Below are 23,503 nucleotides of genomic sequence, written 5' to 3'. Positions count from 1 at the left end.
GACAGAATATGAAACTGAACAGAACGACCCAGAGGACTGTTGAGATCCTCAAACTGGTATCAAAAAATCCGGAAGGCATCACTCTGGATGACATTTGTGAGAAACTGGAACTTCCCAAGACGAGTGCCTATGACATTGTGACGACGCTTGCGGAGATGGGGATGGTCAATGTGGACCGCGGTCAGAGACAGCGCTACACAATTGGTCTGACCGCATACCGGATAGGAATCAATTACACCAACAATCTGGACTTTATCAGTGTGATTGAGCCGGAACTGCGCGCGTTCGCAAAGGAAGTCGGAAAGACAGTCTTTTTTGGGGTGCGTTCTGATCACGATGTCGTATATATCTGTAAGGCAGAGCCGGAGAATCCGATTATCACGACGGCGACTGTCGGCACGAAAAATCCGATGTACTGCACCTCCCTTGGCAAGGCGATTCTCGCCTACAGCGACGAGGAGACCGTGCGTCAGGTGATTAACCGCATCAAATTCCGCCAGAAGACGGACCGGACGATCATGGACCGTGCATCCCTTCTCGCGGAGCTCGACCGCGTGCGTCAGAACGGATATGCGTTTGATGCGCGTGAGATGGAGGAACACATGGAGTGTGTCGGTGCGCCGGTCTTCGGTCCGGATGGAAGCGTGGCAGGGGCGATCAGCGTCTCAAGTCTGTATAAACCGACGGAAAATTATGAGCTTCTCGGAAAGCTGGTTTCCGAGAAAGCACAGGAAGTTTCGAGGCGTTTAGGGTTTATCGGAAAAAGATAAAAAATAAGTAGATTTCCTGTTGACAAATGAGACAGAAACTATTAGAATCCAAGTATAGAAATCGCAAATGTGAAATGAATTCGCATATACGAATAAATGAAACCAAGAAAAGGAGAACTATCATGAAAAAAGAGCAGGTATTAGCAAGACTGAAAGAAGATTGTCTGGTAGCAGTTGTTCGTGCAAAGAACCTGGAGCAGGGCGAGAAGGTTGTTGATGCAATCATCGCTGGTGGAATCAACTTCATCGAGATCACCATGACCATGGACGAGGGCAACCCGGTTGACTTCATCGCAGCTATGGCTAAGAAGTACAAGGATAACGACAAGGTTGTAATCGGTGCAGGTACCGTTCTGGATCCGGAGACTGCAAGACAGGTTATCCTGGCTGGTGCAAACTACGTTGTAAGCCCGGGTCTGAACGTTGAGACCATCAAGCTGTGCAACCGTTACAGAGTACCGATGCTTCCGGGCGTTATGACTCCTACCGAGGCAATTACCGCTCTTGAGGCTGGATGCGACGTTATCAAGATCTTCCCGGGCAACATTGTAGGACCGGCAGCAATCAGCTCCTTCCGTGGACCGCTTCCGCAGGGCGAGTTCATGCCGAGCGGCGGTGTTGATGTAGACAACGTAGACAAGTGGATCAATGCAGGTGCATACGCAGTAGGTACCGGAAGCAGCCTGACCAAGGGTGCTAAGACCGGTGACTTCGCAGCAGTAACTGCAAAGGCTCAGGAGTTCGTTGCAGCAGTAGCAGCAGCACGTAAGTAATTCAGTAATTCAAACAGAATTCATTCTTCATTCGTATTTGCGGATTATTCGATAGCTGTCAAATGAAAATGCCGCGCCTGATCCGAGTGATCGGATCGGACGCGGTGATTCATGAGATGGACACAAAGCGAGTCCGTTCAAAAGAAAAAGAGCAATAAAAAAGAAAAATAAAAAATTAAGGAGACACAAAAATGGCAAAAGTAGTAACCATGGGTGAGATCATGCTGAGACTTTCCACCCCGAATAATGAGAAATTTATCCAGGCAGACGAGTTCGATGTAAACTACGGCGGCGGTGAGGCTAACGTAGCAGTATCTCTGGCTAACTATGGTCATGATGTAGATTTCGTTACCGCAGTTCCGTCCAACCCGATCGGTGATTGCGCAGTAGCAGCTCTGAGAAAGTACAATGTAGGAACCAAGCACATCGCAAGAAGCGGTGAGAGACTGGGTATCTACTTCCTTGAGACCGGTTCTGCAATGAGAGCTTCCAACGTTGTTTACGATCGTGCACACAGCTCTATCTCTACCGCTACTCCGGACGAGTTCGATTTCGATGAGATCTTCAAGGATGCAGACTGGTTCCACTTCACCGGAATTACCCCGGCTGTAAGCGACGCTGCAATCGAGCTGACCGAGGCTGCCCTGAAGGCTGCTAAGGCTCACGGTGTAACCGTATCTGTTGACTTAAACTTCCGTAAGAAACTGTGGTCTTCCGAGAAGGCTCAGAAGGTTATGACCAACCTGATGCAGTATGTTGACGTTTGCATCGGAAACGAAGAGGATGCAGAGAAGGTTCTTGGCTTCAAGCCGGGCAACACCGATGTTACCTCCGGTGAGCTGGAGCTGGCTGGTTATGTAGATATCTTCAACCAGATGGCTGACAAGTTCGGATTCAAGTACATCATCAGCTCCCTGCGTGAGAGCCACAGCGCTTCCGACAACGGCTGGTCTGCTTGCATCATGGATGGTCAGACTCGTGAGTTCTATCATTCCAGAAAGTACCGCATCGCTCCGATCGTTGACCGTGTAGGTGGCGGAGATTCCTTCGCTGGTGGTCTGATCTGCGGTCTGGTAGATGGCAAGAACATGAAGGATGCTCTGGAGTTCGCAGTAGCTGCATCTGCTCTGAAGCACACCATCCCGGGAGACTTTAACCTGGTTAGCCGTGCAGATGTAGACAACCTGGCAGGCGGCGACGGTTCAGGTCGTGTTCAGAGATAATTGATTCACCGATTATAAAATATACTGATATACTGACATCGTAGATAAATGGCTAATTTCCGTAAAAGGGATTAGCCATTTTATCTATCAAAATTGCAGAATGCCACGCCTGATGGCGTGCAGAGTTCCGTTCGTTGCCAAGATTTTTGTCAGGGCATGGATTCCATACACAGCAGAACAGAATACAGAACAGAATTAGGAAAGCGCAAAGGCGCGGAGGGCAAAATTATGGGGAATACAAGAGATTTTGATTTGCTGACACTTGGACAGGTACTTCTTCGCCTGTCACCGCCGAACAACGAGCGTCTTGTTCGCGGAGATACCTTTATCAAGCAGGTTGGAGGTGCGGAGCTGAATGTGGCGGTTGGCGTCTCTCTGCTTGGACTTCACACCGGAATCGTTTCCAAACTTCCGTCTCACGATATCGGAACGTTCATGAAAGGAAAGATCCGTTCCTACGGCGTCAGCGATGACTATTTCATTTACGACAAGTCGCCGAATGCGCGTGTCGGAATTTACTACTACGAGAGCGGAGCGTATCCGAGAAAGCCGAAAGTCATTTACGACCGAATCGGAAGTTCGTTCTATTCTCTGGACATCAACGATATTCCGGAGGAGGTTTACACGGCAACACGCTGCTTCCACACCAGCGGAATCACACTGGCACTCAGCCCGAAGATCCGCGAGACGACAATTGAGATGATCAAACGTTTCAAGGCTACGGGAACACTCGTATCCTTTGATGTCAACTTCCGCGGAAATCTCTGGAGTGGAGATGAGGCGAAGGCGTGCATTGAGCAGATTCTGCCGTATGTGGATATCTTTTTCTGCTCCGAGGATACCGCACGTCTGACGTTTAAGAAGACCGGTACCGCAAGAGAGATGATGAAGAGCTTTGCAACGGAGTATCCGATCTCGATCGTGGCATCGACACAGCGTATTGTGCACAGCCCGAAGCGCCATGATTTCGGCTCTGTTGTCTACGACGCGAAACATGACTGCTACTTCGAGGAAGAGCCATACCGCGATATCGAGGTTGTGGATCGAATCGGAAGCGGAGATGCATACATTTCCGGCGCTCTCTACGGTCTGCTTTCAAGCGATTTTGACTGCGAGCGTGCGATGCAGTACGGCAATGCGACGAGCTCTGTAAAGAATACGATTCCGGGTGATCTTCCGTCCTCCGATCTTGAGGAGATTGAGACGATTATCAAGGCACATCAGAGCAAGGGACCGCAGCTTGAGATGGCACGCTAATTCATTGCTGTCTGAGCAATGCGTGAACAATAACCGCCAGAACGATAAGGGAACGTCTGGCGTGACGAGGGGACAAGAAATAAGGGACAGGGCAATTAAAAAGATAATGGGGGAACAATTTTATGAAGACATTCAAAGGTCAAATCAGAGGCAACGTAATCGTGGGACAGTCCGGCGGACCGACCGCAGTTATCAACTCCAGCCTTGCAGGAGTATTTAAGACCGCAGTGGATCGCGGTGCCGGAAAAGTATACGGCATGCTCCACGGCGTTCAGGGTCTGCTTGAGGAGAAAGTCGTAGATCTGTCTGAGCACATCAGAAGCGATCTCGACATTGATCTCTTAAAGCGCACACCGTCTGCTTTCCTTGGATCCTGCCGTTATAAACTGCCGGAGATTAAGGATGACCGCGCTGTCTATGACAAGATTTTTGAGATCCTGGACAAGCTGGGTGTGGAGTATTTCTTCTACATCGGCGGAAACGATTCCATGGATACAATCAAGAAGCTGTCTGATTATGCAATCTTAAACGGCAGCAAGATTCGCTTCATGGGTGTTCCGAAGACGATTGATAATGACCTTGCCGTGACCGACCATACACCGGGATTCGGAAGTGCCGCAAAGTATATCGCTTCCATCACGAAGGAAGTCATCCGCGATGGTTTGGTATACGACCAGCAGAATGTTACCCTGATCGAGATCATGGGACGAAATGCAGGATGGCTGACCGGAGCAGCAGCGCTTGCAACCGGTGAGGACTGCGAGGGACCGGATATGCTCTTCCTTCCGGAGATCACCTTCGATGTGGATGCATTCATGAAGAAAGTCGCTGAGATTCACAAGAAGAAGAAATCTGTTGTGATCGCAATCTCAGAGGGTGTCAAGGTGGCTGACGGCAGATATGTCTGCGAGCTGACAGACAACATCGACTATGTGGATGCGTTCGGTCATCGCCAGCTGACCGGAACAGCTCGTTTCCTTGCAGAGAAGATTTCCAAGGAAGTCGGATGCAAGACGAGAGCAATCGAGTTCAACTCCCTTCAGCGCTGTGCTTCCCACATTGTAGGACGTGTGGATATTACCGAGGCTTATCAGGTAGGCGGAGCAGCTGTAAAGGCAGCTTTCGAGGGTGAGACTGGCAAGATGGTTATCTTAAAGCGTGTCTCTGATGATCCGTATCTGTGCGTAACTGATATCTATGATGTTCACAAAATTGCGAATGTCGAGAAGAAAGTTCCGAGAGAGTGGATCAATGAGGCAGGAGATTATGTGACCGATGAGTTCCTCGACTACGTTCGCCCGCTGATTCAGGCAGAGCTGACCCCGATGATGGTAGACGGACTTCCGCGTCATCTGCGTCTTGAGGATATTGCATACAAGAAGTAAGAGTTCTCGATTTCTAAAATTCTTGATGAAATGAAAATTTTTGAAAGTTTTGGTTTAAACGTATAAGAATAATGCAAGAGTAGCACGAGAAAATAATACGAGAATAAAAGAAGCTGTTTTGTGATTCGCCACGGAGTTGAGGGGGATCACAGAACAGCTTTTTTTGTTGATTTGTGTTGCACCGAAATTTGCGTTATATGCTCCGACGGCGAGTAAAGCCCTGCAAACGCGCTCTCGCTCCGGGTTCGATGTAACGGTGCATAAGGTCGCAAAACACGCGACCTAAACACCGACATCTCACACGGGTTTGCAGGTGCTTTCTCGCCTTTCGTCGCATTGTTTACTTACTATAACATTTATGTAGTTTAGAAAAGATGTTTTCTTTCGCATATATAGGTAAAAATATTTGCTTAGTGAGCTCCCTCATACCGGTTGCCGCTGAAAGCGAGAATCAGCAGGAAGATCGGGTTTAAGAAGACCAGACCTACCGCAAACAGGATTCCGCGTCCGAACGCCTCTGCGAGCTTGTAGAGGGCGGTCAGCTGGATCACTGCGAGAATCAGGGAGATCACATAGCTGAGGTTTTCAGCACTGCCTCCGATCATCGACAGGGTTCCTGTGAGCAGAGAAAGCACGAGGGAAACAAAAAACATCTTTGTATTCCATGTGAGTTTGTACTGAACATAGGTGTTGTAGACCGGGATCAGGGATTTCCAGCCGGCTTCCCCTGCCTTTGTAAAAATGCGCCAGTACGCTACCACATTCAGAATGTACCAGCATATCCCGAGAACTGCCACGATGGCAAAAACTGTAATCATTTCATTCATAAGTATCCTATCCTTTCCAATCTCCTGTGTAAGAGCAAGCCATAAACAGGGATTTATTTGTTAGTCTTTTGCTGAAAAATCAGAAAATCTTCCAATCAGAATTATACAGGAAACCCCTTACAGCGTCAAGCAAACACAATATTTACGGCTCTCTTACGAATTTACGGGGCATTTACGAATTATTACAAAAGTATTACATCGCTTGACCTTGGAACAATTCCAAGGTGTACAGTAGGTCCATCGCAGGAAGCAAGTGATCCTGAGAAGATGAAAAACAGTGATACAAAAAAGAAAAAACGAAAAAGAAAAAAGACAGACAAACAACAGATCGCGATAAGCGAGTGAGAATGGAAGGGAGCATATCAACATGAGATTAAAAAACAAAAAGAAAATTTTGATTCCGCTGGCAGCGGCAGCTATGACGATCGGAGCTTCGATGACTTCATTTGCGGCATATGGCTGGCAGAACACAGATGGAACCTGGCATTATTACGATTCCGACGGAAATCAGGTGACGGAAGCGTGGAAGAAGTCCGGCAACAACTGGTACTGGCTGGATGAGAATGGCGATATGGCGACGGAGAGTCTGATTGAGGTCGATGACGAGCACTACTATGTAGACCAGAATGGTGTGCAGGTGAAGAATCAGTGGAGAGAGCTTGACAACGACGATGACAGTGAAGATGCTTCCGATACCGCCTGGTATTACTTTGGACCGAACGGAAAGGCTTACAAGGCAGGAGATTCCGGAAAGACGACGTTCAAGAGCATTGTGACGGCGAGCGGTGCGACGAAGAAGTATGCGTTTGACGATCAGGGAAGAATGCTTTACGGCTGGGTCAATGAGTCCTCCGAGCGTCAGACCGGAGATGATGCATGGAAGGAAGGCGTTTACTACCTCGGAGAAGCGGGAGACGGCGCACTCAGAGACAATCAGTGGGCAAAGATTGAGGTTGTCGATGATGAGCAGGAAGATGATGATTTCCAGGATTACTACTGGTTCTACTTCAAGAGCAACGGTAAGAAGACTGTGGACACGACAAAGAAGATTAACGGCAAGAAATACCGCTTCACGGAGAACGGAAATGCGATCTTCAACTGGTATGCAACCCCGTCTGAGGCGACTCCGGCATCGGCAAGCAACATGTTTTACAGTCAGCCGTCAGACAGCTGGCTGAGCATCGGCTGGTTCTACACTGTTCCGGGTGAAAATGTGGATGCGGAGGCACATGATGCCGATGAGGCGCACTGGTTCTATGCGGACAAGGATGGTGATCTGACAGTCAGCCAGATTAAGAAGATCAACGGTTACTACTATGGATTTGACGAGCACGGCGAGATGCTCGACGGTCTGTACAAGCTGAGTGTGGACGGCAGAACGATCGTCTCCTACGAGGAGATCGAGAGTGAGAGCGATCTCCCGGAGGCTGATGAGGCGTGGGATGTCTACTACTTTGGCGGCGGCTCCAAGGAGGGTGCATTAAAGACCGGAACGGCTTCCATCACGCTCGACGGAGAGACTTACAAGTACAGCTTTAAGAAGTCTGGCGATGAGCGCGGCAAGGGCATTGACGGTTTCGATGATGGCTACCTTTACATCAAGGGTCAGCTTCAGAAGGCAGACTCCGATGAGAAACTTAGGGTTGTGACCTACGAGGACGAGGACTACCTTGTAAATACCTCCGGTAAGGTCCAGAAGAGCAAGAAGAACATCAAGGATGCCGATGATTACTATTACTGCACAGACAGCAACGGTGTTGTGACCTACAAGGACACGGATAAGTGGACGGCAGACTCTGATAAATAATAAAAGAACTGACAAAAAAACAAACAAATTCTCTCCTTTTTCTGAAAATTAAAATTCCTATCACGATAAAAGACAGGGTTTCCGGACACGATTCGGAACCCTGTTTTTGTATTTATAAAAAAAATATTAAATATTTTTCAAAAAGTTATTGACGGCTAACTTTAGTTAGCGTATACTAATTAGACGAAAGAGTTACCGGGCGCTAACGTACCAGTAATAAAACGTATAGAACAAGATGCATGGGAGAGGAGAAGAGAGATGCCGCTGACGATGATGCAGACCGGCGAAGTACATAAGATTCGCAAGGTCGGTGGAAGTGATGACACGAAGAGATTTCTTTCTAATCTCGGATTTGTTGTCGGAGCAGAAGTAACTGTCGTATCCGCAATCGGGGGCAACATGATTGTCAACATCAAGGATTCGAGAGTTGCCATTAATCAGGATATGGCGCGCCATATTATGATGGAGATGTAATCCGTCATAGAAAAAGGGAAGCGTTATATGATAAAGATGAGTTTTCAGGAAAGGAGATAATCACGATGACTTTAGGTGATGCAGCAGTAGGCAGTACCGTAATCGTTGCGAAAATTACCGGTGATGCCGCTTACAAACGCCGTATTATGGATATGGGTATCACAAAAGGAAGCGAACTTTATATCAGAAAAGTAGCTCCTCTGGGAGATCCTGTTGAGATTACTGTAAGAGGCTATGAGCTCTCAGTAAGAAAAAATGATGCTCAGTGCGTAGAAGTAAAGGCAAAATAAGACGTTGAAATAACACGCTGAGAACAACAAAAGCAGGAACGAGCGAAATGCTCATGGAGGGAAAAAATGGCAATCAAAATCGCACTCGCGGGCAACCCGAACTGTGGTAAAACAACCCTGTTCAATGCGCTGACCGGTGCTAACCAGTATGTTGGTAACTGGCCGGGTGTTACCGTTGAGAAAAAAGAAGGCAAGCTGAAAAAGGGAAAACATGATGATGTCATCATCACAGACCTTCCGGGTATCTATTCCATGTCTCCGTATACACTGGAGGAGGTAGTAACCCGTGACTATGTTCTGAAAGATGATCCGGATGTGATCGTGGATCTGGTAGATGCGACGAACATCGAGAGAAACCTGTATCTGACGACCCAGCTGATCGAGACCGGTGTTCCGGTTGTAATTGCTCTGAACATGACCGATCTTCTCGCAAAGAGAGGAATCAAGATTGATGTGGAGCGTCTGTCCATGCTTTTGAACTGCCCGATCGTAGAGATCTCTGCATTGAAGCAGACCGGTCTTGACAAGCTGATCGATGAGGCAGTGAAGACGGCAAAGAAGAAGGAAGTTGCTCTTCCGAAGGAGATCTTCTCCAAAGAGTTAGAGGGCGCAATCGACAAGGTTGAGGCTGTTCTTCCGGATTCCATCACCGACGACAAGAAGAGATGGTACGCAGTAAAGTTCCTTGAGAACGATGAGAAGATCGTTGCATCTGTAAAGCTGTCCGATTCCGGAAAGAAGATTGTGGATGAGACGAGAACTGCTTTTGAGACAGAGCAGGACGATGATATGGAGAGTATCGTAACGGACGGACGTTACAGCTTCATCCAGAAGATCGTTTCTTCCAGCGTGAAGAAGGGCAAAGAGAAGATGACAACTTCCGACAAGATCGACCAGATCGTTACGAACCGAATCCTCGGTATCCCGATCTTTGTTGCCGTTATGTTCGTTGTTTACTACATATCCGTTTCCACAGTCGGAACCCTGGTTACTGACTGGACGAACGATACCTTTGTCGGTGCGATTCAGGGCGTTGTCGGTGATTTCCTCACAAATGCCGGCGCTGGCGATCTCGTAATCAGCCTTGTTGTAGACGGTATCATCGGCGGACTCGGAGCAGTACTTGGATTTATGCCTCAGATGGCAATCCTCTTCCTCTTCCTGTCCATCCTTGAGGACTGCGGATACATGGTTCGTATCGCATTCGTTATGGACCGCGTGTTCCGTCACTTCGGACTGTCCGGTAAGAGTTTCATCCCGCTGCTGATTTCCTCCGGATGTGGTATCCCGGGAATCATGGCATCTAAGACGATTGAGCAGGATAATGACCGTCGTCTGACAATTATGACCGCAACCTTCGTTCCGTGTGGTGCAAAGCTCCCGGTTATCGCTCTGATGGGCGGTGTTATGGCTGGCTATGTAACCGGCTGGGATGTTGCAGGTCTGATGACCCCGATCATGTACTTTGTAGGTATCATCGCAGTTTTAGTTGCAGCAATCATGTTGAAGAAGACCAAGCCGTTTTCCGGTAAGCCGGCTCCGTTCGTTATGGAGCTGCCGCAGTACCACATTCCGTCTGCAAGAACCGTACTGCTTCACGTATGGGAGAGACTGAAGGGCTTCATGATCAAGGCAGGTACCATCCTGTTCTTAGCCTGCGTAGTAATGTGGGTTCTGAGTACGTTCGGTGTTCAGGACGGTGCATTTGGAATGGTTGAGGATTCCGCGGACAGCCTGATGGCTATCATCGGCGGCGCAATCGCTCCGCTGTTTGCTCCTCTTGGATGGGGCGAGTGGCAGCCGGTTGCAGCAGCAATCTCCGGCTTCAGTGCAAAAGAGGGTATCGTTTCCACGATGGGCGTACTTGCAAATGTTGCAGGTGATGTTGAGGATGCAGATACCGTTGCAGCTGGTGTTGGCATGTGGTTCCCGACCGCAATCAGCGGTTTCAGCTTCCTGCTGTTCAACCTGCTTGATTCCCCGTGTCTGGCAGCAATCTCCACGATGGCTCAGCAGATGCAGAATCGCAAGTGGTTCTGGTTTGCAATTCTGTTCCAGAACGTATTTGCCTACGCAGTAACGCTGGTTGTATATCAGCTTGGCAGTGTTCTGACCGGCGGTGCTTTCGGTGTCGGCACAATCGCAGCAATCATTGTTCTGGCATTCATGCTGTTCATGCTGTTCCGTCCGGACCCGTACAAGGATCAGAAGACTTACTCCAAGAGATCTGTACAGTCTGCGTCATAATAATAAGTAGAAAAAGTTTTTTAGCGGGAGCTGGGCGCAGAGATGTGCCCGGCTTCTGTGCACAAAAAGGAGGTGTATCAGAATGGCTGATATTCTTATCATGGTAGCTGTGCTTGCTTACTGCGGTCTGGTTATTTACTGGAAGAAAACAGGGGTACTCGGTGACAGCTGCGGAGGAAGCTGCGGAAGTGGTGGCGGATGTTCCGGCTGTGGAGGAAGCTGTTCTTCCTGCAAAGGAGCCTGCCATTCGCACGCTCCGAAAAAGAGTCACAGATAGCAGGAAAACGAATATAAAATAAGTAGGAAAGAAGACGGCGATGGGAAATTCAACTGGTTCCATGTTTTATATGGTGCTCATCTTTATTGTGCTGTATGTGGCCGGTGTGGCAATTTACAGTGGATTCAAGATGTTCCAGAAATGGAGAGAGCAGGCTCGTGACCGCAAATTCCAGAGTGGCGAACAGGGTGGATCTGAAAAATAGAGAGATACCGGAGCAGAAGCCCTATAAAGGCAGAGCAGGCATATAAAAACAAAACAGATATAAAAACAAATATAAAAAATAGAAATCGAAGACGAGAAACAGAGGCAGAAAAATGGCAAATGCGATTATCATTGTGGTTCTGCTTGCGATTGCGATATTTGCAGTGAGGGGAACCATGAAACATATGAAGGGGGAAAGCCCCTGCTGTGGCGGCGGTTCCGGAGATCTTCCGCCAGAGGACAAGAAACTGGAGAATCCGGTGATCGGAAAAATGACGGTTCATATCAAGGGAATGACCTGTCAGCACTGTGTGAAGCGCGTGACGGAGGCGATCAACAAGATTGACGGAGCCTCTGCAAAAGTCAATTTGAAACACGGGGAGGCCATCGTCTCCTATGACCGGAAAATCGATTCTTCAGAAGTGAAGGCGCGCATTGAGAGAGCCGGTTATGAAGTGACTTCCGTGGAAGAGTGAGAAAAGAGAACGAAAATGCTCCGCGAGCGTCGACTTGAAAAAGACAAGAAGGGATGGGGGACCCGCCTGTCCGCCACTTCTTGTCTTTTTTGTTTTAAAAGGTATGAGAGACGGACAGAGATCAGATTTTTTCGCTTTGGGAGGTCGATTCCACCGGAAGATACATCTGTATGTGAAAGAAGGTCTGACCGCTTCGGGCACTTCTTCCGATGAATGTGCAGTAGAGATGGGAGGAAGGCGTCAGCCCGCGCTCTTTTGCGGAATCGAGGAGAGCGCGGACCTGCTCTTCCTGAGGAAGCCTTTCCTTGGAAATCGCAAATGAGGACAGACAGGGGAAGGAATCGATGGAAGCCGTATCGGTCTCAGAAAACGGGTATTCCACGAAATCGCGAAATTCTTTTTTCAGGATCAGCTGCGTGTTCTTGTAGTTGAGCTGGATCTGACTGCCTGTCATGTTCCAGTCGTAAGTGTCGTAGACATACATCATGTCGAGACCCGGGTAGCGGGCGGCAAGACGGAACCACTGAGTGATGCCCTCGAAAAAGCTGGTTTCCGGGATAATTACATAGGAAGCGGGAAAAGAATTGAGGAGGACTTCTCCGCGGTGACGGACGACCTGTTCATAGTCTTCTAAACTCATCTGGAGCCGTGCAATAGCTTGCTGGTGGCGGCGAACCTCATTTTTCTCCCTGATCAGCTGATCTTTAAGTCGATCAATCATGGACTCGTCGAGAGGGGAGTCATGGAGGCCGACGGCGATCGCATCGAGTCCCATTCCCATTTTTCGTTCGTATAAAATGGAGATCAGGCGGGGAAGATCTTCGTCCGTGTAATAGCGGTATCCATTGTCGTCTTTCTTGGAAGGGATAAGTCCACGCTTTTCGTAGTGGCGCAGGCTGTCACGGCTCATTCCGATGAGATCGGCGACATCCCCGATGCGGTATTTTGTCTGTGGCATTTCTTTTATATCTTCAATAGTCATCATCTTAAAAGTCCTTTTTATAATTCCAATATTTTTCAATCTTTCAAATCTCTGCGAACATCGACTTGAATCTTAATGAAATAGCACATATATCACATATAGCAAGAAATCCGCGGAAAATCAATACAGGTAAGAAAACGTTAAGAAAGCGTAAGGTTCTTGTATTCTGTATATGGGCAGGAATTTTCTGAACTGAAAATTCCGTATGATACAGTGGCGGGAGCAGATAGTGACGACATTTTCTCAACTGAGAAAATGTGACGGATAAGGGCGTTGACTCAACGGTTAGCATATGCTAACATATAGCCATCCGAACAGGAAAGGGAAACCAGACGGAGCAAAGATTTCCAGCTCTCATTGGTGGTGGAATTTATCGAGTCAGGGAAAGATAAAAACTGATGATCGAAAATTCAAGACCGAAGACACAAGATTGAAAACCGAAAATAAGGATGGAGAACTGGGAAGACGAAGATGGACAGGAGGACGAGAAATGCCGGTTGAGACAATGCTTTCTTTTTTAAATACCTGCACGCCGGAGGCAAAGCTGGGCTTTCAGGTTGTGACACAGTGTGCACCGGTTTTGAAGGGAGTCAAGATTTCCAATCTGATTTCCGTGAAGCAGGGAAGCTGGTTGAAGATCCGTGAATATCTCAAGAAGAGCAGAATCGTCTGCGTGCCGCTGTACTCGGACGGAGTGAAAGAGGTCCTGTTTTTGTACCGGTTTGACCGCCTGCGGATCCATCTGTGTCAGGACAAGATCCGGAGATTTCTGTGCCGGTATGGATATACCTGTTTTGACGTCGGCTCGGTGCTCAAGAGACTGAGAGAGAGATACCGGCTGTACGCACAGAACGGAGGAGAGTTCCCACACGAACTCGGGGTTCTTCTCGAATATCCGCTTGAGGATGTGGAGGGATTTATCGCGAATGCAGGACAGAACAGTCTGGCTTCGAGATACTGGAAAGTTTACCACAATCCGCAGGAGGCGGAGAGAACGTTTCGTGTCTACGATGAGGTGAAGGAACAGGCGATGAGGGAGATCATGAATGGTTTCGCGCTTGGGCAGGTCGCTGTTTCCTGATTGATCGGACACAAGGTGTCGGAAAATATGGTATCAACGGTTTGCCGTGCAGTTTTCCTGAAATCTGGATAATATTGCAAGGCAGACAAAAAATAAAAAATCAAAAGAATTAAATCCAAAAGATCAGAAAAAGATCAGAGAAAATGAGAAAAAGGAGAGAACAGAAATGAAGGATGTTTACGTAGTATACTGGAGCAGCACCGGAAATACTCAGGCAATGGCAGAGGCAGTTGGCGAAGGCGCAGAGGCTGCAGGCGCAACCGCTCATGTTGTAGAGGTGGCAAGCGCAGATGCATCTGCGCTGAAGGATGTGCCGGCATTTGCTCTCGGAGCATCCGCTATGGGCGCTGAGGAGCTGGATTCTGAGATGGATGATTTTGTGACTCAGGTAGAGGCATTTGCAGCGGGCAAGACGATCGCCCTGTTCGGCTCTTATGACTGGGGTGATGGAGAGTGGATCCGTACCTGGACCAGCCGCATGGAAGAGGCAGGCGCAAAGGTAATCGGCGGAGAGGACTGCATTGCAAATCTGACTCCGGATGATGAGGCGCTTGACAAGTGCAAGGCAATCGGTGCTGAGCTGGCAAATATGTAAGTTTGTCTATAAAAATAAAGAAAATCAACAGGAAGAAGGAGTGGTCAGACTCTCTTGCGGAAACGTGCAGGGGAAGTCTGTCTGCTTCTTTTTTTATGGAAAAAGGCGTTCTTGATCTGTTTTTCTCAGTTTGTATTTTTTTTGAAAATGTCAAAAAACGGAAAAAATCCACTTGACTTTTCAAAAGAGTTAGCGTATGATAACTATGAAAATGATAATCAGTCTCAAATAAAAACACGAAAATGCAAAGTATTTAAATATTTAAATAAAAAGTTTTCAGAGTTTCTAAAGTTTTCAAATTTACAGAAAATGATTCGCAGATGATTTACAAAAAGGGAGAAGAAGGAGGTAAAAGATGTCTGTCGAGGCTAAGAAAGGATTTATTATACAGGAATTAAAGAAGAACGGGTGCAGAATTACCAGTCAGAGACAGTTGCTGATTGATATTATTCTTCAGGATGAGTGCAGTTGCTGCAAGGAAATTTATTATCGGGCAGCAAAGCATGATCCGACAATCGGAATGGCGACAGTTTACCGCCTGGTGAAGACGCTTGAGGAGGCTGGCCTGATTCAGCGCAAAAATATGTACCGTATTGACTGCACCAATGCTGTTGCAACTGCATAAGGAAAAGAACGCATACGGATGAAAAGAAACGGAATTTCTGAGGTGACGGAGATTCCGTTTTTCTTTTGCGTTACGGTTCACGCGCCTTGCAAACAGCTGTACAGGAACCTTTTTGTTTCTTTTTTATTTCATTACACTACTAGACGGAACGGAAAAATTCGTATATGATAATAGCTAGTATGATGCGGGAGGGATTTGAATGCACGAATCAGGAGAAAATTATCTGGAAACAATACTGATCTTGAAAGAACGAAAGGGTACCGTTCGTTCCATAGATATTGCAAGAGAGCTGAATTTCAGCAAACCGAGCGTCAGCCGTGCGATGGGAATACTCAGAGAGGACGGATTCATTGAGATGGAGCCGTCGGGTGGGATCACATTGACGCCGGAGGGGCTGGCAAAGGCAGAGGCGGTTTACGGCCGTCATCGTCTGCTGACCGCATTTTTGCAGGAGGTGACCGGGGTTCCGAAAGAGCAGGCTGAGGCGAATGCGTGCCGGATGGAACACATTCTGGATCAGGATGTTGTCGATGGAATCAACCGCTATATGATTGAGCGAGAAGAGAAAGAAAAAGCAGCTGCATCTGGTGCAGTGCAGGAACAGTAGCAAAAAAGCAAATCTGTGAAACCCGAAATGAGACGGAAACTTGACTTTCCGCTTATTTTGTGAGAAAATAACCATTTGGAAAGAAGGCAGAATCATGACAAAGATTGATATTATCTCCGGTTTCCTTGGAGCCGGAAAAACAACATTTATTAAGAAACTTTTAAAGGAAGCAATTGCTGGTGAGCAGGTTGTTCTGATTGAGAACGAGTTCGGTGAGATCGGCATTGATGGCGGATTCCTGAAGGATTCCGGCATTGAGATCCGTGAGATGAACTCCGGATGTATCTGCTGTTCTCTGGTTGGAGACTTTGGAAAATCTCTTGAGGAAGTTCTGACCAAGTATCAGCCGGACCGCGTGATCATTGAGCCGTCAGGCGTTGGCAAGCTCTCTGACGTTATGAATGCAGTTCGTGATGTTGCAAAGAATCTGGAAGTAAAGCTGAACAGCGCAGTTACGATTGTAGATGCATGCAAGTGCAAGATGTACATGAAGAACTTCGGTGAGTTCTTCAACAACCAGGTTGAGAATGCAGGAACGATCGTTTTAAGCCGTACCGATGTTGCAGATGCAAAGAAGGTAGAGGCAGATGTGAAGATGCTTCGCGAGCAGAACCCGAACGCTACGATTGTGACCACTCCGGTGGAGCAGCTTGGCGGTGCACAGCTTCTCGAGCTGATTGAGAAGCCGGATACGATGATGGAGGAGCTGATGGAGCAGGCAAAGGCTCAGTTTGAGGAGCATCACCATCATCACCACGATCATGACGATGAGTGCGGCTGTGGCTGCGGTCATGACCATGATCACGAGGAACATGAGCATCATCATCACGACCATGACGACGAGTGCGGCTGCGGCCACGATCACCACGACCATGACCATGATCACGAGGAGCATGAGCATCATCACGACCATGATGACGAGTGCGGCTGCGGTCACGATCATCACGATCATCACCATCATCATGCAGATGAGGTATTCACGAGCTGGGGCATGGAGACCACAATTCCGTGCACAAAGGCAGATCTGGAAGCAATCCTTGACGAGCTCGCTTATGGCAACGGCTACGGCGATGTTCTGCGAGCAAAGGGTATGCTGCCAAACAGCGAGAAGCAGGGCGAGTGGTTCTACTTCGATCTGGTACCGGAGGAGTATGAGATCCGTACCGGTGCGCCGGATTACACTGGAAAAGTGTGCGTAATCGGTGCAAAGCTTAAAGAAGAGGAACTGAATAAGGCATTTAAGAAAAATTAAAACAGGAGTAACGAATGGGACCGACGATTGACGATGGCATTATGCCGGTATTTCTGATTAACGGATTTCTGGAAGCAGGAAAGACGGAATTTCTCTCTTTTACGATGGAGCAGGATTACTTTCAGGCAGAGGGCAAGACTCTTCTGATTGTCTGCGAGGAGGGAGAGAACGAGTACGATGAGGAACTGCTGAAGAAGACCCGGACTTCCGTTGTCTATATGGACAGTCTGGAGGAGATGACGCCGGAGCGTCTGACGGAGCTTGAGCTTCTTAACAATCCGGAGCGTGTTCTGATCGAGTGGAACGGTATGTGGAACCAGGATGATCTGAAGCTGCCGAACGACTGGAACCTCTATCAGCAGATCACGATTGTGGACATGACGACCTTCGATATCTATGCGAAGAACATGAAGTCTCTGCTTGCTGCGATGGTGCGCAACTCGGAGCTGATCATCTGCAACCGCTGTGATGGAATTGAGGATCTCGACCGCTACAAACGTCTGCTCAAGTCCATGAACACCAAGTGTGAGATCGTGTTTGAGGATGAGAACGGTGAGATTGATGAGGTATCGGAGGAGGATCTTCCGTATGATGTCAATGCACCGGTGATTGAGATCAAGCCGGAGGACTACGGAATCTGGTATATTGACTGTATGGATAAGCCGGATCGATATGTGGGAAAAGTTGTGGAGTTCACCGGAATGGTGCTGAAATCCCCGGATTTCCCGAAAAACTATTTTGTTCCGGGACGTATGGCAATGACCTGCTGTGCGGAGGATATGACCTTCCTCGGCTACATTTGTAAGGCGAAGGAGGCGCGCAATTTAGAGACCAAGCAGTGGGTCAAGGTTCGCGCAAAAGTGGCAGTGGAATTCTGGAAGGATTATGACGGCGAGGGCCCGGTACTCTACGCAGAGTCCGTGGAGCCGGCAGAGCCGATCAAGGATGTTGTGCAGTTCGGCTGATCGAAGGATGGATTAAAAAGCGAACAAAAAAGAGAACAAAAAGAAACAGGACCGATGCGAGAGATTTCGTATCGGTCCTGTTTTTGTCTGACAGGGCAGTGCTGTTGTTATTCGATTGTGGTTCCGGCATGTCCGCCAACGCTGTCCTGAGCGTGTTCCATCGAAGTGATGATGGCGCTGCGTCCCTTTCCTGCCTTGATGAAGGAGAGAGCAGCCTCTACTTTCGGAAGCATCGAAGCAGTCTCAAACTGACCCTGGCGGATGTATTCCTCGGCCTCAGCGACGGTCATGTGGTCGATCGGCTTCTGATCCGGGGTGCCGTAGTTGAGCATAACGTTGTCTACGGTGGTGACAAGCATCAGGACATCAGCGTCAACCTCTTTTGCGAGAAGTCCACTCGTCAGATCCTTCTCGATTACGGCGCTTGCGCCCTTTAAGTTGGAACCCTGTTCGAGCACCGGAATACCGCCGCCTCCGCAGGAGATTACGATCTGGTCTGCATCAAGCAGGGCGCGGATTGCATCGATCTCCACGATGGCAACCGGCTTCGGGGAGGAGACGATTCTCTGGAATCCCTTGCCCGGAACTTCTGTCACGTAGTTGCCTTTTGCCTCCTCGGCATCAGCCTCTTCTCTTGTCATGTAACGTCCGATCTTCTTAATCGGGTTATAGAAGGACTCATCATAAGGGTCTACCATAACCTGAGTCAGGACGGTGGAGACTGGCTTGTAAATGCCGCGGCGGAGCAGTTCGGAACGGATTCCGCTCTGCAGATCGTATCCGATATAACCCTGGCTCATAGCGGAGCAGACAGACATCGGAGCGGGTGTATATCCTTCACTTACGTGATTCTTGCACAGCTCATTCATTGCGGTATGAATCATGCCAACCTGCGGAGCGTTGCTGTGTACGATTGCAACCTGCCAGCCATTCTGAATAAAATCTGCGATTACCCGGGCGGTAGGGCCGACTGCAGCCTTCTGCTCCGGAAGATTTGTTCCCAGTGCGTTGTGGCCAAGGGCCATGACGATTCTTTTCTTTGCCATATGCATACCTCTTTCTGCGGAGTTGACCGGCGTGTTCTGCAAAATAAATAAATTCATTGAGTGAAATAAGTTGCCGGCGTAAATTATAAGAATATTATAGTGTTTTTACTGGAAAAAAGCAACTAATTTTGGTATACTGACCGCAGTGGCAAAAATTGTTTTTGCTTGCGTGGGGCGTGAGCAGAGACAAAAAATCTGCCGTCTGCGGTGCAGGGCACAGGAAACGGTGGATGAGGCAGGCATGCAGGTACATGATCTGCAAAAAAATTTGGGAGGACGTAAGGTGGAGTGGATGCGCCGTTTTTGGAATCTGGCAGGGCGGATGTTTGGACCTCTTTTGCTGTATGAGATGACGATATGGCTGGTTTTGGAGGGATGGAGCCTGATAAGCGAAGCAGATCCGGCTGCGGGTGCGATTCTTCCGCTGACAGCTCTGGCGGCGGGACTTACTGCCGTGGAAATCAGACTCTGGTACAGAAAGACGGAAAGAAAAAACGGGAGGGGCAGGAAATCTGTTTTCTGGATTCTGCTTGCCGGTTTTGGAACCTGTCTCTGTCTGAATCATGTTCTGATGCTTCTTCCGATTCCGAAAGCGGGATACCAGAGCACCTCAGAACTTTTGTATCAGCCGGCGCTCTGGATGCAGGTCGTCTGTACCGGAATCGTGATTCCGTTCACAGAGGAACTGATTTTTAGGGGAATGGCGTATGAGAGCCTTCGCCGGGAACTGCCGTTTGCGGGAGCGGCAGTGATTTCAGCTGTATATTTTGGCTTGTTTCATGGAAACCTGATTCAGGGAATCTATGCCGGTCTGGTCGGGATTTTTCTTGCAGGCGTCTATGAACAGGGTGGCTTGAGGGACGCCTGGCTGTTCCATGCAACGGCGAATCTGACAGCAATTTTTTTGACGGCGGCGGGACTCGATCAGAGAATCCTCTCTGATTTCGGGATTGCCGCCACAGCGACAGCCGGGGGGATTCTCGCGGCAGCCGCATTTTATCAGATGGGCAGAAGAAACAGAGAAAATCAAAAATGAAACATGATAAGAGATCCTATTAAGAGATCGAATTAAAAGAAGTGTTTTTAGCCCATGAAAGACGAAAGGAATTCACATTATGAAATTATTATCCATAGCAATTCCATGCTACAATTCGGAAGCTTACATGCGTCACTGCATCGATACCTTGCTTCCGGGGGGAGATGAGGTTGAGATCCTGATTGTGGATGACGGTTCCACAAAGGATCACACGGCACAGATTGCGGATGAGTATGAGGCGAGATATCCGGGTATCTGCCGGGCAATCCATCAGGAGAATGGCGGACACGGAGAGGCAGTCAATGCGGGACTCCGTGCAGCCACCGGCATTTATTTCAAAGTGGTGGACAGCGATGACTGGGTCAATGAGGAGGCGTATGCACAGGTTCTTCAGACGCTGCGCGAGTTTGTCATGGGAAAACAGACCCTCGATATGCTGATCACGAACTTTGTCTATGAGAAGCAGGGGGCAAAGCACAAGCGCGTGATGCAGTACAAGACGGCACTTCCGAAGCGTCAGCTGTGCGGATGGAATGATGTGAAGGTGTTCATGTTGGGACAGTACATTCTGATGCACTCTGTCATTTACCGCACGGAGATGCTCAGAGAGTGCGGGCTGGAGCTTCCGAAGCACACGTTCTATGTAGATAACCTGTTTGTGTTCCAGCCGCTTCCTTATGTGAAGACGTTCTACTATCTGGATGTAAACTTCTACCGCTACTTTATCGGAAGATCTGACCAGTCCGTCAATGAGCAGGTTATGATCGGCCGAATTGACCAGCAGATCCGCGTGACCCGTCTGATGCTTGACAGCTATGAGAAGGCAAAAATCAACAGCTTCAAACTGCGCCACTATATGGTCCGCTATTTAGAGATTATGATGACGATCTGCTCGATCCTTGCGATCAAGTCCGGGACAGATGAGAACATGGAGAAGAAGAAACAGCTGTGGCAGGATCTGAGAAAAACCGATCTTCCGCTGTTCATGCGTCTGCGCTGGGGCTTCCTCGGACAGAGCATGAATCTTCCGGGCAAGAGCGGACGCACCGTCTCGATCGCCGGATACAAGATCAGCCAGAAGTTCTTTGGATTTAATTAATTTATTTAAAAAAGTTGTGTAAAAAGTATTGACAATTACCACAATGATTGTTATACTATGGAAGCAGTCTTGAGTGAGACACTTGAGACTGCGATATGGGGTCTTAGCTCAGCTGGGAGAGCATCTGCCTTACAAGCAGAGGGTCATAGGTTCGAGCCCTATAGGCCCCATACTTTTTTGGAAACATGGCGGAATAGCTCAGTTGGCTAGAGCATACGGTTCATACCCGTAGTGTCGAGAGTTCGAATCTCCCTTCCGCTACGATTGAAAAGCACTTGCAGAATAGCAGGTGCTTTTTTATTTCTAAACTTTTCAGAAACTCCCTTGTACTTGTAAAATGGTTGTGATATAATCCGAAAATGTCAAAGTTGAGAAGAAAGCAGGCGAAAATCCCATTGTCAAAGGGAAGGCAAGTTTCAAAGGATTTTTGCGCGTGACTCGTGTTTTGGGAAAGAAATCCAGAAAGGCAAGACAAGTGAAAGCGTTTTTGAAGAATCTGGTGAAAAAATATGGGCATGTCTGGGTGATGGGATATATCTTGATCTATCTGCCGTGGTTTTATTATCTGGAGAGAACCGTCTCGGGGGATTACATCGTGACGCACGCATCCTTAGACGATCTCATTCCGTTTAATGAGTACTTCATTGTGCCGTATCTGCTCTGGTTTGTGTATGTTTCAGGTGCCGTCCTCTTTTTCTTTTTCAAGAGCAGGGAGGAGTATTACCGGATCTGTACGTTTCTGTTTGGAGGAATGACGATCTGTCTTCTGATCTGTACGTTCTTCCCGAATGGAACGGATGTCAGGGTTCCGGTAAATCCGGATAAAAATATTTTCTGCTGGCTTGTTGAAAAGATTCATGAGGCAGATACGCCGACGAATGTATTTCCGAGCATTCACGCCTACAATTCTCTCGGCGTTCACTTTGCAGTCTGCAACAGCCGGGTGCTTAAAGGAAAAAAGTGGGTTCGCAGAGGTTCTTTCGTGCTCATGGTCTCGATCTGTCTGGCAACCGTATTCTTAAAACAGCATTCGGTGATTGATGTTCTCGGGGCGTTTATTTTGGGATATGTCCTGTATCCGCTTGTCTATGGACCGGTTTACACGGAGAACAAGTCTGAGCGCCAGAAAGTCATCGGATAATAAAATCAGATAATGAAAATGTGTAAAAGGGGAGTCTCTGAAGCGTTTCGGAGGTTCCCTTCTTCAATTCACAGAAATTTTCTTAGGAGTTTTCTGAATTTTATGATATACTAAAGGATAGTAATTACTGGGAGGTGTTCATGTACTATTTTATCGTGAATCCGAGAGCCCGCAGAGGACTCGGACAAAGGGTATGGAATAGGCTGGAACAGGAAATCCAAAAGTACGGAATTGACTATGAAGTGTACATCACAAAACAACAGGGAGACGCTAGAAAATTTACACAACAACTGACAGAAGAGAGCCGGGAACCGCACACGATCATTGTTGTCGGCGGAGATGGAACATTCAATGAAATTTTAAATGGACTTTCTTTTTGTAGTGCAGTTACTTTGGGATACATTCCTGCCGGAACGGGAAATGATCTGGCGAGAAGTCTTCGCTTTCCGAAAAGTCCGGAGCGCTGTTTAAAGAAAATTTTAAATCCAAAATATCACAGTTACATGGATTATGGAATCCTTTCTTATGGAGATGAAGAGCCGGTACACAGGCGCTTTCTGATCAGCAGCGGAATCGGTCTGGATGCGGCGATTTGTCACAAGAGACTGGAGTTTATGAAGCGCAGGGGGATCTCTCCTTTGCGGCCGGGGCGTCTGGGATATTTCCTGATTGCGATGATCGAACTGGTTCGGGTGAAGCCGACACGCGGATATATTGTGCTTGACGGGGCGAGAAGAATTGAGTTTAATCATATCTGCACGATCTCCGCACACATTCATCCGTTTGACTGCGGTGGGGTGCGGGTTGCACCGAAAGCGGCTTACAACGATGGTCTTCTTGATGTGAGGGTGGTACACCATGCGCATAGGCGGGATCTGGTTACCGCACTTTTGGATGCGATGCTCGGATGGAAAGGAAAACGTCGCGGTGTGCGCAATTATCAGTGCCGGGAACTTCTGATCCATGTGGATCATCCGCTTCCAGTTCATACGGATGGAGAGAGTTGTCTTTGGCAGACGGATATCCACCTTCAGTGTGTGGAGAAAAAGTTGAGAATGATCATA

25 protein-coding genes and 2 tRNA genes are annotated in these 23,503 nt (G+C 48.1%); 24 read left to right on the top strand and 3 right to left on the bottom strand.

Annotated elements, in window-relative coordinates; all coding sequences use genetic code 11:
• Positions 1–8: 8 nt before the first annotated feature.
• The 5 genes from ACR0QE_RS04150 (at position 9) to ACR0QE_RS04130 (ending at position 5,408) form a co-directional block, all read left to right on the top strand.
• A complete protein-coding gene (locus ACR0QE_RS04150; protein ID WP_432627100.1) occupies positions 9–770 on the top strand; it encodes an IclR family transcriptional regulator in 762 nt (253 codons plus the stop codon).
• A gap of 122 nt (positions 771–892) precedes the next feature.
• Positions 893–1,543, top strand: a complete 651-nt coding sequence (locus tag ACR0QE_RS04145; RefSeq protein WP_177978021.1) for a bifunctional 2-keto-4-hydroxyglutarate aldolase/2-keto-3-deoxy-6-phosphogluconate aldolase — start codon at positions 893–895, stop codon at positions 1,541–1,543.
• A 191-nt stretch (positions 1,544–1,734) separates the two neighbouring features.
• A complete protein-coding gene (locus ACR0QE_RS04140) occupies positions 1,735–2,766 on the top strand; it encodes a PfkB family carbohydrate kinase (RefSeq protein ID WP_432627099.1) in 1,032 nt (343 codons plus the stop codon).
• 228 nt (positions 2,767–2,994) lie between these two features.
• Positions 2,995–4,023, top strand: coding sequence for a sugar kinase (locus tag ACR0QE_RS04135; RefSeq protein WP_432627098.1), 1,029 nt, complete (start codon positions 2,995–2,997; stop codon positions 4,021–4,023).
• Between the two features lie 122 nt (positions 4,024–4,145).
• Positions 4,146–5,408 carry a 6-phosphofructokinase gene (locus ACR0QE_RS04130; RefSeq protein WP_432627097.1) on the top strand — a complete coding sequence of 421 codons (1,263 nt, stop codon included), beginning with the start codon at positions 4,146–4,148 and terminating at the stop codon, positions 5,406–5,408.
• A 410-nt stretch (positions 5,409–5,818) separates the two neighbouring features.
• Here the strand turns inward: ACR0QE_RS04130 and ACR0QE_RS04125 are convergent, their stop codons facing one another.
• Positions 5,819–6,235: a DUF5684 domain-containing protein gene (locus ACR0QE_RS04125; protein ID WP_432627096.1), complete on the bottom strand. Its 417-nt coding sequence runs from the start codon at positions 6,233–6,235 to the stop codon at positions 5,819–5,821.
• A gap of 367 nt (positions 6,236–6,602) precedes the next feature.
• Here ACR0QE_RS04125 and ACR0QE_RS04120 point away from each other — a divergent pair, with 367 nt between their 5' ends.
• The 7 genes from ACR0QE_RS04120 (at position 6,603) to ACR0QE_RS04090 (ending at position 12,010) form a co-directional block, all read left to right on the top strand.
• Complete coding sequence (locus ACR0QE_RS04120; protein ID WP_432627095.1) at positions 6,603–8,042, top strand: cell wall-binding protein; 1,440 nt, start codon at positions 6,603–6,605, stop codon at positions 8,040–8,042.
• A gap of 258 nt (positions 8,043–8,300) precedes the next feature.
• Positions 8,301–8,516, top strand: coding sequence for a FeoA family protein (locus ACR0QE_RS04115; RefSeq protein ID WP_177978015.1), 216 nt, complete (start codon positions 8,301–8,303; stop codon positions 8,514–8,516).
• Between the two features lie 65 nt (positions 8,517–8,581).
• Positions 8,582–8,806 carry a FeoA family protein gene (locus tag ACR0QE_RS04110; protein ID WP_177978014.1) on the top strand — a complete coding sequence of 75 codons (225 nt, stop codon included), beginning with the start codon at positions 8,582–8,584 and terminating at the stop codon, positions 8,804–8,806.
• Positions 8,807–8,872: 66 nt separating this feature from the next.
• Positions 8,873–11,053, top strand: coding sequence for a ferrous iron transport protein B (gene feoB, locus ACR0QE_RS04105; RefSeq protein ID WP_432627094.1), 2,181 nt, complete (start codon positions 8,873–8,875; stop codon positions 11,051–11,053).
• An 82-nt stretch (positions 11,054–11,135) separates the two neighbouring features.
• Positions 11,136–11,330 carry a hypothetical protein gene (locus ACR0QE_RS04100; RefSeq protein WP_432627093.1) on the top strand — a complete coding sequence of 65 codons (195 nt, stop codon included), beginning with the start codon at positions 11,136–11,138 and terminating at the stop codon, positions 11,328–11,330.
• 40 nt (positions 11,331–11,370) lie between these two features.
• A complete protein-coding gene (locus tag ACR0QE_RS04095; protein WP_432627092.1) occupies positions 11,371–11,535 on the top strand; it encodes a hypothetical protein in 165 nt (54 codons plus the stop codon).
• Positions 11,536–11,647: 112 nt separating this feature from the next.
• A complete protein-coding gene (locus ACR0QE_RS04090; protein WP_432627091.1) occupies positions 11,648–12,010 on the top strand; it encodes a heavy-metal-associated domain-containing protein in 363 nt (120 codons plus the stop codon).
• Positions 12,011–12,131: 121 nt separating this feature from the next.
• Here ACR0QE_RS04090 and ACR0QE_RS04085 read toward each other — a convergent pair whose 3' ends face one another.
• Complete coding sequence (locus ACR0QE_RS04085; protein WP_432627090.1) at positions 12,132–12,995, bottom strand: MerR family transcriptional regulator; 864 nt, start codon at positions 12,993–12,995, stop codon at positions 12,132–12,134.
• Between the two features lie 487 nt (positions 12,996–13,482).
• Between ACR0QE_RS04085 and ACR0QE_RS04080 the strand changes: the two genes are divergently transcribed.
• From ACR0QE_RS04080 to ACR0QE_RS04055, 6 genes are all read left to right on the top strand, one after another.
• The gene (locus ACR0QE_RS04080; protein ID WP_432627089.1) at positions 13,483–14,073 is read left to right on the top strand and encodes a DUF3793 family protein; all 591 of its coding nucleotides are present in this window, start codon (positions 13,483–13,485) and stop codon (positions 14,071–14,073) included.
• Positions 14,074–14,239: 166 nt separating this feature from the next.
• Positions 14,240–14,668, top strand: coding sequence for a flavodoxin (locus ACR0QE_RS04075; protein ID WP_432627088.1), 429 nt, complete (start codon positions 14,240–14,242; stop codon positions 14,666–14,668).
• 355 nt (positions 14,669–15,023) lie between these two features.
• Positions 15,024–15,293 carry a transcriptional repressor gene (locus tag ACR0QE_RS04070; RefSeq protein ID WP_432627087.1) on the top strand — a complete coding sequence of 90 codons (270 nt, stop codon included), beginning with the start codon at positions 15,024–15,026 and terminating at the stop codon, positions 15,291–15,293.
• A 199-nt stretch (positions 15,294–15,492) separates the two neighbouring features.
• Entirely contained in the window at positions 15,493–15,900 is a 408-nt protein-coding gene (locus ACR0QE_RS04065; protein ID WP_432627086.1) for a metal-dependent transcriptional regulator, read from the top strand.
• 94 nt (positions 15,901–15,994) lie between these two features.
• Positions 15,995–17,152: a CobW family GTP-binding protein gene (locus tag ACR0QE_RS04060; protein WP_432627085.1), complete on the top strand. Its 1,158-nt coding sequence runs from the start codon at positions 15,995–15,997 to the stop codon at positions 17,150–17,152.
• Positions 17,153–17,166: 14 nt separating this feature from the next.
• Positions 17,167–18,117, top strand: a complete 951-nt coding sequence (locus ACR0QE_RS04055) for a TIGR03943 family putative permease subunit (protein WP_432627084.1) — start codon at positions 17,167–17,169, stop codon at positions 18,115–18,117.
• Positions 18,118–18,224: 107 nt separating this feature from the next.
• Here ACR0QE_RS04055 and arcC read toward each other — a convergent pair whose 3' ends face one another.
• Positions 18,225–19,163, bottom strand: a complete 939-nt coding sequence (gene arcC, locus ACR0QE_RS04050) for a carbamate kinase (protein WP_432627083.1) — start codon at positions 19,161–19,163, stop codon at positions 18,225–18,227.
• Positions 19,164–19,308: 145 nt separating this feature from the next.
• Here arcC and ACR0QE_RS04045 point away from each other — a divergent pair, with 145 nt between their 5' ends.
• The 6 genes from ACR0QE_RS04045 to ACR0QE_RS04020 form a co-directional block, all read left to right on the top strand.
• The gene (locus tag ACR0QE_RS04045) at positions 19,309–20,199 is read left to right on the top strand and encodes a CPBP family intramembrane glutamic endopeptidase (RefSeq protein ID WP_432627082.1); all 891 of its coding nucleotides are present in this window, start codon (positions 19,309–19,311) and stop codon (positions 20,197–20,199) included.
• A gap of 79 nt (positions 20,200–20,278) precedes the next feature.
• Entirely contained in the window at positions 20,279–21,298 is a 1,020-nt protein-coding gene (locus ACR0QE_RS04040; protein WP_432627081.1) for a glycosyltransferase family 2 protein, read from the top strand.
• 97 nt (positions 21,299–21,395) lie between these two features.
• Positions 21,396–21,468, top strand: a tRNA-Val gene (locus ACR0QE_RS04035).
• Positions 21,469–21,485: 17 nt separating this feature from the next.
• Positions 21,486–21,559 (top strand) — tRNA-Met (locus ACR0QE_RS04030).
• Positions 21,560–21,785: 226 nt separating this feature from the next.
• Positions 21,786–22,439 (top strand): phosphatase PAP2 family protein, encoded by a 654-nt coding sequence (locus ACR0QE_RS04025; RefSeq protein WP_432627141.1) that lies wholly within the window; start codon positions 21,786–21,788, stop codon positions 22,437–22,439.
• Between the two features lie 140 nt (positions 22,440–22,579).
• On the top strand, positions 22,580–23,503 hold a 924-nt coding region (locus ACR0QE_RS04020; protein ID WP_432627080.1), incomplete at its 3' end, for a diacylglycerol/lipid kinase family protein.

The organism is Brotaphodocola sp., assembly GCF_050873065.1.
Lineage (GTDB): Bacteria > Bacillota > Clostridia > Lachnospirales > Lachnospiraceae > Brotaphodocola.
This window is presented reverse-complemented; position numbering and strand designations above follow the sequence as displayed.